The sequence below is a fragment of the uncultured Methanobrevibacter sp. genome, from assembly GCF_900314695.1.
Lineage (GTDB): Archaea > Methanobacteriota > Methanobacteria > Methanobacteriales > Methanobacteriaceae > Methanocatella.
In genome coordinates this window covers 1-9,040 of the sequence record NZ_OMWD01000045.1, presented here as the reverse complement: position 1 = coordinate 9,040, position 9,040 = coordinate 1, and the positions used below count along the sequence as shown (strand labels likewise).

9 protein-coding genes and 1 pseudogene are annotated in these 9,040 nt (G+C 31.0%); 1 reads left to right on the top strand and 9 read right to left on the bottom strand.

Going from position 1 to position 9,040, the window contains the following annotated elements; genetic code table 11:
• The 9 genes and pseudogenes from QZN45_RS10675 to QZN45_RS10635 form a co-directional block, all read right to left on the bottom strand.
• The coding region (locus tag QZN45_RS10675; protein ID WP_296812862.1) for a helix-turn-helix domain-containing protein at positions 1-288 on the bottom strand (288 nt) is incomplete at its 3' end.
• A 394-nt stretch (positions 289-682) separates the two neighbouring features.
• Positions 683-922: pseudogene (locus tag QZN45_RS10670) on the bottom strand (aldo/keto reductase); the annotation flags it as partial.
• A complete protein-coding gene (locus QZN45_RS10665; RefSeq protein WP_296812864.1) occupies positions 912-1,535 on the bottom strand; it encodes an ABC transporter ATP-binding protein in 624 nt (207 codons plus the stop codon). The pseudogene QZN45_RS10670 and the gene QZN45_RS10665, both read right to left, overlap by 11 nt.
• Positions 1,536-1,547: 12 nt before the next feature.
• Entirely contained in the window at positions 1,548-2,687 is a 1,140-nt protein-coding gene (locus QZN45_RS10660; protein WP_296812858.1) for an ABC transporter ATP-binding protein, read from the bottom strand.
• Positions 2,687-4,393 (bottom strand): ABC transporter ATP-binding protein, encoded by a 1,707-nt coding sequence (locus QZN45_RS10655; protein WP_296812856.1) that lies wholly within the window; start codon positions 4,391-4,393, stop codon positions 2,687-2,689. Before QZN45_RS10655 ends, QZN45_RS10660 begins: the two co-directional genes overlap by 1 nt.
• 558 nt (positions 4,394-4,951) lie before the next feature.
• Entirely contained in the window at positions 4,952-5,425 is a 474-nt protein-coding gene (locus tag QZN45_RS10650) for an MATE family efflux transporter (protein WP_296812854.1), read from the bottom strand.
• Positions 5,426-5,492: 67 nt separating this feature from the next.
• On the bottom strand, positions 5,493-6,635 hold the full coding sequence (locus tag QZN45_RS10645) for an RNA-guided endonuclease TnpB family protein (RefSeq protein ID WP_296812852.1): 1,143 nt from the start codon (positions 6,633-6,635) through the stop codon (positions 5,493-5,495).
• A 774-nt stretch (positions 6,636-7,409) separates the two neighbouring features.
• Positions 7,410-7,544: a hypothetical protein gene (locus tag QZN45_RS10640; RefSeq protein ID WP_296812851.1), complete on the bottom strand. Its 135-nt coding sequence runs from the start codon at positions 7,542-7,544 to the stop codon at positions 7,410-7,412.
• 277 nt (positions 7,545-7,821) lie between these two features.
• The gene (locus tag QZN45_RS10635) at positions 7,822-8,013 is read right to left on the bottom strand and encodes a hypothetical protein (RefSeq protein WP_116591551.1); all 192 of its coding nucleotides are present in this window, start codon (positions 8,011-8,013) and stop codon (positions 7,822-7,824) included.
• Positions 8,014-8,331: 318 nt separating this feature from the next.
• On the opposite strand from QZN45_RS10635, the gene QZN45_RS10630 reads away from it, so the two are divergent.
• Positions 8,332-8,781, top strand: a complete 450-nt coding sequence (locus QZN45_RS10630) for a hypothetical protein (protein ID WP_296812850.1) — start codon at positions 8,332-8,334, stop codon at positions 8,779-8,781.
• Positions 8,782-9,040: the final 259 nt, after the last annotated feature.

The window sequence follows — 9,040 nt, the reverse complement described above, 5'->3', positions numbered from 1 at the left end:
TTTGCTTTTAAAACTGTTTTTAAACGCTTTATGCAAATCATCACGTGCCTGTTGAAGACTGGTGGACTCTGTTTCCATCAAGTATGGTAACTCTTTTTTGGATTCGTTTAAGAATTGATTTAATTCTGTTTTAGTTGGAATTTTATTAGAATCACCATATTTGGCTTTATATTTATTTAAAAGTTCATTATGGGTTTTACGAGTGCAACCATAGTTTTGTTTAAACATGACTTCTTGTTCGGGGGTTAAATGAAGTTTAACAACCACACCTCGAATATATTCGCCCATAAATCTCATTCCTCCAGTCCAATATATATAATATTTTTATTTCATTATCTAAAAAATGGAAAACATCTACTCTTTTTTAAAACAACAATTAAAATCACATTTAATTGAATAATATATCATTTATAATTACTCCTATATAAAAAATAAGAGAGAGCATTTGAAAAGTAATCGAATAACGAACTCAGAGCAATTTTTCAAACCCAAAACAATTTTTCATACCCAAAGCAATTATTAAAAATCCATAAAAAAAAGTATACTGAACAAAAATCCAAGACCCAAAATAGCCTCCAAAAAACACAAAATAAAATTAAACACAATAAAATTAATTAAAAAAGATAGTACACCCAATAGTGCAATTCATCCATGACCTTGAAGAGGTCATGGTATTCTTGCATCATTTAGATAAATCATCTATTTGTGATATTGTTGAGTGGGATAGTTTTAAATTACTTGCATTAAAGTTTGATTCCGTGTTTTTAATGGAAGTAGTACCTGGAATTGGAATGATATTATCCTTTTTTGACATCATCCATGCAAGAGAAACCTGTGCTGGAGTTGCATCGAAATCGATTGTCGGCATATTCCCCAGGTTTTGTTTTGCAAAATCCAGGAAATCCAAATTATTAACTATTTTCCTGATTTTTCAAAGTGTTGTAATAGTATCCTTTTTGAGCTAAAAGCTCTTCATGATTTCCCTGCTCAATTACTCTGCCTTTTCCAAGCACAATAATTTTGTCGGCATTTCTAACGGTTGCCAATCTATGAGCTACAATAAAACTGGTTTTATTTTCCATCAGATTATCTAAAGCTTCCTGAATCAATAATTCTGTTCTTGTATCCACGTTTGATGTTGCTTCGTCAAGAACCAAGATTTCTTTTTGTGAAATTATTGCTCTGGCAATTGTCAGAAGCTGTTTTTGGCCTTGGGAAAGATTAGTTCCATCTTCATTCAATATGGTTTTATATTTGTCGGGAAGTTTTCTGATAAAGGCATCTGTGTTTGCCTGTTTTGATGCAGTTAGAATCTCATCACATGTTGATTCTAAATTTCCGTACCGGATGTTCTCTTCAATGGTGTCTGAAAACAGCCAAGATTCCTGCAACACTATTCCAATGAATGACCTTAAAGAGTGTTTGTCATATTCATTGATGTTGACACCATCAATTGTTATTTTGCCTGAATCGATATCATAAAGTCTCATAAGCAATTTAATGAGAGTTGTTTTTCCCACTCCGTTTTCTCCGATAATGGCTATTTTTTATCCTTTTTTGACTGTCAGATTAAAATTGTCAATGATTTTTTCATCTTCAGTGTAGCCAAAACTCACATTTTCAAATCTTATCTCATCATTAAAGGATTTCAATTCCTTGTCAGAGGGATTTTCCTCTTCTTCCATCTCTAAAAAGTTAAATATTCTGTTAATTGCCACTATTCCTCCCTGTAATTGAGGGTACATTTCTGTAATCTGTTGAAGCGGGTCTTCGAAATTCTTTAAATATTCGATGAATGTCAGGATTCTACCAACTGACATTGTCCCCTGGACAACAAGGATTCCTCCAAAAAGTGCAACTAAAACAAATCCTAAATTATTGTTGAAATTCATAATTGGATAATTTAGAGAAGAAAAGAATCTGAATTTCCATTCATGATTATTCCATTCTTTTACATTGTGGACAAATTCTTCCAATGCCTGCTCTTCATAATTAAATGAGCGTATTACTTCATGCCCGTTGTATATTTCTTCAACCTGTCCTATGGTATCTGTCTGGATGGCAATTTGTTTATTGAAATATCTTTGGGAAAATTTCAGAAGCATTGAAATAATGCCCGAAGACAGTGAAACCACAAGAACAACAATTAGGGCCATCCAGATGTTAACGATTATCATAAATGCTAATGTGAATATTATCGTAATGAGAATAATTGTGAGTTTTGAAAATGAGGATATAAATGCTGTGTTTAGTAAGCTAAATTCTGTTGTAAATAGTGACAATAGGTATCCTCTGTGATTTTCATCAACGGAACCCATTGGTAGTGATAAAACCTTATTGGCCATCCTTTCTCTTAAGGCATAAATAATGTCTGATGCTGCTCTGTTGGTATAATATTCAAATAAGTATGAAAATATATTGTTTAATAAATATAAAGTTCCTATAATGGCTAAAATGTAAAACAAATTGGGAAAATCTATTGTTCCGGTATGGTTCATTATTCTAATTGATCCTTCAAGGATGATATTGATTGCATCCCCTAGGATTATTGGAGTTATGACATTGCAGAGGATGGATAATATTGCACAAAAGCCTGAAAAAATGAATTTGGTCCTGTGTATTCTCATTAACTTCCAGACTGTTTTAATGATTTTTCCAAACCCCATTTTATTTTCCTGCGGATCCATCATTTGCCTCCGTTTAATATGTCATTTTGGCTTTTTACTATTTCCCTATAGATTTCACAGCTTTCGAGTAATCTATTGTGGGAGCCTCTGTCGACTATCTGTCCGTCATCCAACACCAGTATTTCGTCAGCATCTTTAATGGTTGAAATCCTTTGGGATGCGATTAGAATTGAAGAGCCCTTCAGTTCTTTCAGGTTCTTCTTTATTATTTTTTCAGTATTCAAGTCGAAGGATGAAAATGAATCATCGAATAGGTAGAAATCTGAATCCTTTAAAATGGACCTTGCGATGGATAAACATTGCTTCTGTCCTTCGGAGAAGTTTAAACCAGCAGTCAGTACTTCATCATCCAAACTATCTATAAAATTCGCGTTAGCCTTTTCTAATGCATATATGATATTTTCATCACTTGCATTCGGGTCACTGAGTGTCATGTTGGATTTCACTGTTCCCTTGAATATGTGGGGTTTCTGCGGACTCAGGCTTATCCTTTCCCTTAACGTTTTCAGTTTAAGGTTTTTTATGTTTTCTCCATTTATCAATATTTCTCCTGCAGAGGGGTCCTGAAAGCGAGGTATCATATTTAGAATTGTGGATTTGCCACTACCGACACCTCCGATGATTGCCACAGTTTTTCCGGGTTCTAATTTAAAATTAATGTTTGTCAATGCGTCATTTTCACTTTTAGAGTATTTGAAAGAAACATTCTTAAATTCGATTGTGGATTTTCTTTCGTTAATTGTTCCTATTTCTCCATCAACAATGCTCAATTCAGTATCAAGTACTTGTTTCACACGTTTGATAGGGAGAATTAAATCTGGAAGATTTTTTGAAAATGATATGATTATTAAAATAGAGCTCACGATTTGGGTGGCATATTGAATAAATGCAATCAGGTCACCTGTTAGGATTGTTCCTGATTCTATTTGATAAGATCCGAAGTACAATATTGAGACAATCATAATTGATGAATGCAATGTCATTAAGGGATTTAAAAATAGAATATATCTTCTGATAGAATCTCTTAGCTCTTTGAATTCGTCATTTGTCGCTTTAAATTTTTTTGATTCATAATCCTCTCTGACAAATGTTTTAATAACTTCCATTCCGGTAATGATTTCCCTAACCATTCCCTTGATGTCGGGCAGTTTGTCTAGTATGATTAAGTATGGAACAGTTTTCTTTAAAATAAAAAACATAAAAACGATAATCAGGATTAATATCATCAATATAATCCAGTATAAGTTTGTTCCCAGTTGAATTGTTTTTATAATGCCCCCTATTGCCATAGCGGGTGCGAATATAATCACATCAAATGCCCACTCTAAAATCATTCGGATACGTGACACGTCATTTGTTGTTCGTGTCATCAATGTTGATTTTGAAATGTTATTGTGTTCATGATTTGAAAACTTCAAAACTTTTGAAAAAACGAGTATTCTTAAGTTATATGAATATTCTGAAGCAACTTTACATGAAAAAAGAGAAACAATTATTCCTGTGATTGTAGCAAGAATAGTAAGCATTATCATTGTTGTTCCTGCACTGTAAATGTATGCTATATCACCATTTGCAATGCCTATATCAACAATTTTGGAAGTATATTCCGGCAGTTGCAATGTAAAGTATGCTTCAAGAACAAGCAATGCTATTATAATAATTATCGTTTTAATATTCTTTTTCAATGGGGAAAATATATTCCACATATGTAATTTTATGATTATTCCTATTAATAAATCTGCTTAGGAGACCTCTTTTAAAATCGTTTTTTTATATTGTTAATTATTTTGTCGGACAGAAATTAGGATATTCTGAATCTTGGTGTTTGCAGTTTATAATTCCACAATTTATACAGGAGTAATTTTTCATGATATTTCCCCCGAGGATTATTCTATTCCAATATTATTCTTTTTAATTTTTCTTAAAAAATAGTTATCCATACAATTTTGATGGATTTTATATTAATAGTGAACGAATACTTCGAATTCTCCAAAGTAGTTCAAAAAAGCCCCCCCCAATGAAAATACCAAAACATCCCTTAAACTTCGGACTAATTCATCATTATTTTCTCTTAAGTTTTTCCACCATCTTATCCCTTCTTTCTATCCGGTCTTGTTTAGATTGTTTCATGTTTTCTCTGAATTCATCTTTTCGTCTTTGATTTTCTTCCCTGAACTTTTCTATTTTCTCTTTTCTTTTTATGTTGAATGTTTTAACAGTGTATTTAAATTTATACTCTTTGCCAAAGTTATTGAACAGATGCCTTAAGAATAGATAGTAATGATTGAACTCAATAGTTGACCGCAGCAAATTCCAATCAAAACACATGCCCCATTTGAAATGGTATTTACAAGTAAGACTATTAAAGCCACTTCAAATATTATTCTAATTATGGTAAACATTAGGGAATACATACTTTTTCCAAAACCATCCAACATCTTTGCTGAAATCATGGAAACTGGCGTTAAAACCATAAGGACTGTTCCACCAATTGCTATCCAAAATATTTCATTTTCCATCCCTGTAATGGAAAATATGCTAAATGCATATTCGCGCAAGAAAATAAATGCAATCATTACTACAAGTGTAGTGAAGATTGATATTTTCATCACATATTTGAACATTTTTTCCAATTCATCAAATTTCTCTGCTCCGAATAAATGACCTGTAACGCTCATCAATCCTCTCCCATAACCTCGAACAGGTGCAATCAGCAATGCCCTTAATTTAAGTGCCACAGAATTTGAACTACCTCGACTTTGTAGAAGTCGAGGATTCCTAGATTTGTTTTTTTGTGCCACTTGTTTATTTGGCGTTTTCTAGGCTATTCCCGTAGTCCCACCGGTTCAAAATATTAATGGCGGCGTTAATGTCACGGTCTAGTGTTTTACCGCAGTTTGGACATTTCCATTTTCGTGTTTTCACATCTAATTCATGGTTGATGTTTGCGCAAAAATGACATTTTTTACTGGTATATTTTGCATCTACAAATACTACACCTTCTGCTTGAGGTTTGTGCCTAGCGAATTTGTCTTGTAGTTTAGTTATGAATTTTGTGAGTGGAAACACCATGTTTTGCTCGCCACCAATCAATATTTTAATTTTTGAGTAATTTTTCTCAAATACTATGGTATCATATTTTTTGACCATTTCTGTTGAAAGTTTCTCTATATAGTCGTCAAGTTTATTGGATCGTTGATGATACCATTTTAATAGTCTGATTTTCTGTTTTTTCCATTTTTTGCTTCCATTTGTGCATTTGGCCATTATCCGGTTGATTAATTTGACCATTTGGTTTTCATGGTCAATGTCAAAGTATTCCTTTTCCTCATCGCTTGTGACCAGCCAGCCGTTTACATTTGAATTAATATCACAACCTACATTTTTACCTGTTAGTTCCCATTCTTCTTCAGCAAAATCAATGTTGAATGTTGCAAAGTAGTCTATTCCATCAAAGGAGATTGTTACATTGTTGAATTTTGTATTTTTGTCGTTTAGTATTTGGAAGTATTCCTGGCTTGTGTGGAATTTTACTTTGCCATATTTTCTCAGAACCATTTTATTTTTTTGGATGATTCTAATGTCTTGTCTTATTGTTTGTCTGAATGATAGTTTACTTGTTTTCTTTTTGTGAAAATGGGGTTTATTGAAGTGTGATGGATTTTTAAAGAAATTATCAAATGATGTAGCCAAGTCTCTTATTTCCTGTTGGAGACTTGTTGATTCTACATCCTCCAAATAAGGAAATTCCTTCTTGGCTTCATTTAGTAGTTTATTTAAGAAAGTAAATGTGGGTCTTAGGTTGGAATCTTTACTGTGCATTTTATTGTATTTGTCAAGAACGACATTATGGGCCTTGCGACAGCAACCAAAATTCCTATGAAACATATCCTTCTGCTCCCGAGTAGGATAAATCTTAACCTTAATTCCCTTTTTAACATCCACCATAACATAAAACACCACACTATTAACCCATCTTCACATAATAGTACAATTTATGCCCCATTAATATATAAAGATACCCAGAGAGCATTTGAAAAGTAATATCGCCCACAAAAATCAACTACGTTTAAAAAACAACAAGAAACATTAAATAAACACCCGTGAAATACAAATGAAACTACAAATTTTCCATTGTAAGTGATACATATCAAAAAAAAATACAAAAATAAATGCCCCCAAAAAAAACTGAAAGTACACTGAATTACAAATACCCATACAAAAAAAATATTAAAATCAATTATCATGACAAATGAAACCCAATAAATAACAATTCACAAAGGTATAACCCAACTTCAATTCATCCACGACCTTGAAGAGGTCATGGTATTCTTGCATCATTTAGATAAAATGCCTCTATGCCTATTTGTGAAACCCACAGCATATCAACAATACCATAAATTGCATCAAAAATACAAAAAAACTATTATGGGGATGCTTAATTTCCAAAATGAACTTTTGGGTTGTGAAACCAAATCTATCTCTTCATGCATATTTTTATTTTTATATGAACGAATTTATATTTTTTTGTAAATGCATATAGTGAATATTAAAAACAATATTTTATTTTTTGAAAGAACTATCATTTATGTTATTATCTTTTCATACCATCTAACAATATTTTAAATTATATAATGAAAATTTATTATAATTTTTACAAATATTTACACCTAATTATTGATAAATATAAAAATTGATTAAAAATAGAAATGAGACAACTAATCAAATTAATCTTTGCTGTGAATAAATATAGCTAGGTTCCCTAACCTCTTTTACAACATCACCCTCTTTAACCTCACCAATCAGCAAAGGTGAATTTGGATTATGCAACTTTTGGTTCCTTTTGACCAGCTTCATGTTGCTGTTGGCATAACGCACTTTAAATTATCTACTACTTTTAGTGAAATTTGTTCTATACTATACGAACAAAATGATTAAAAAGTAAATGAATTATCTACTACTTTTTAGCGAGATCTGTTGTAATGTAACTAACAAATATTTGTAATTAAATGCTCTCGCTACAATCCAATATAATGAAAAAAAATATAAAAGTAATAATAATTTTTTGTATTACATTTACAATCAAAAATAGTTTATCTTAAGAGTTATTACCTGAGATTTTTGTTTTGAAGTTTTATTCATCCATTTTGTCAAGTTCTTTTTGTAAGTCATGGATTTGCATTTCTTTGTACAACCTTTCAAACTTTCCTACTTCAATGAGATAAGCTGAAACTTCAAGAGCATCCCTATAGGTATAATTAGACTCTTTAATAATTTGCTTTTTGTCTTCATCCATGTATGATGAAGTATTATTAACATTAGCCATAGCTATTACAACCTGTATATAATAATTAATATAATATTTTATTATTTCAATTATATGAAATTATCATATATTTATGATGAATAATACATTAAATAATCAACAATTTTCCAAGTAAAAATAACACATATAATTAATAGATACGATTTATCTTTCAATTTAATATACCTATTTTTACATTAACATGCCGGTTTTCAGATAATTAATATGATTTGAAATATGGATATATAAAACTGTTTCAAAACCAAATGATTATAAAAAAATAAACACATATTATTAACTACATTAAAATATTAATTAAAGTAAAAAGGAAGAATTTAAATGACAAGATATTTTATTGAAGATGCTAAACCCCACCAAAGAAAAGACCATGGTCCTACTGCAATTGGTGTTTCAGCTGTAAAATACAAAGCAGATAATGGCGAAACCGGATGGATTTATTTCCTATGTCAAAGTGATTATTTAATGGGAATATCTGAAGAAGATGTTTTTGAACAAATACTTGAACTAGAATTTTCTGATAATTTAAAAGAATTGCACAGTTTTGGAGGGCTTGATTTAGATCCCTCAGAAGAAGAACTATTCAAACTCTTTAAGGCGAATAAAAATAATGGTGCTGCAAACCTTATCCATTATGTATATGATTTATATGTATGTGGTACAAATAAAGTAGCAGAACTTTTAGATCTTGGAATTGGTCATTATAGTGATGAAATAGAAGTTCCAATATTGGAAGAGGAGCAATTGTGGCTTGATTATCCAGAAGAATAAAAAAGATTTTCATAAATGATATAATTTAATATTTGGCAGTCACTGAAATTCTTGAAAAATCAGATTTTATCTAACGAATAATTTTCACAAAAACACCTATAAAACATATTATTCCTATAACATTATATGCAAATAAATAGAAATATGTCCATATGACAGTTAAAGAGATTTCAGAATATATAACATTTCCAAGAACTTTTGAAAAATACAGATGGTACAAGCCTATACTTGTTTTCATAATAGGTGCAATAATATATTT